Origin of the sequence: Arthrobacter sp. ZGTC412, assembly GCF_002929215.1 — a bacterium.
Classification (GTDB): domain Bacteria; phylum Actinomycetota; class Actinomycetes; order Actinomycetales; family Micrococcaceae; genus Arthrobacter.
In genome coordinates this window covers 1-519 of the sequence record NZ_PJII01000089.1, presented here as the reverse complement: position 1 = coordinate 519, position 519 = coordinate 1, and the positions used below count along the sequence as shown (strand labels likewise).

Annotated in this window: 1 protein-coding gene; it reads right to left on the bottom strand. The window is 62.2% G+C overall.

Annotated elements, in window-relative coordinates:
* A partial coding sequence (locus CXQ88_RS21490; protein ID WP_146069279.1) for an alpha/beta fold hydrolase occupies positions 1–345 on the bottom strand: 345 nt, incomplete at its 3' end.
* Between the last annotated feature and the right edge of the window lie 174 nt (positions 346–519).

Genomic DNA, 519 nt, shown 5'->3' with positions numbered 1-519 from the left:
GACGCTGTCGCCATAGTCATGCGCCAGCACATGCATCGCGCCGTCGATACCCAGCTCCGCCAGTAGTGCCTGCTGCAGATCGGCCTGCTCGATCAGGCTGTAAGCGTGCCCGCGCGGCTTGGCCGAATAGCCGAAGCCGAGCATGTCGCAGGCAATCAGCCGATAGCGCGCCGCAAGTGGCTGCCAGACCTTGTGCCAGTCCCAGCTGGCAGTGGGAAATCCATGGATCAGCAGCAGCGGCTCACCTTCGCCAGCCGTCCAGTAGCGGATGCGATTGCCGCCAAAATCGAACTCGCGAGCGCTGGCGCGCCAGGTATCCAGTGCTATGCCGTCGGTGCTACTCATTCGTTCTTCTTGTTTTCATGGAGACGAAGCCAGTCTAGCGGGCTGCTACGGCATGACGACTTGCCGTGCCGGCCAGCTTGGTGGCCCGGCGAGTCAGCTGGGCGCTGCTGGGAGGAAAAGGGGGGGCGAATCAATGGTTCTGCATACGCGGAAAACGCCATTACTGCGACGGAA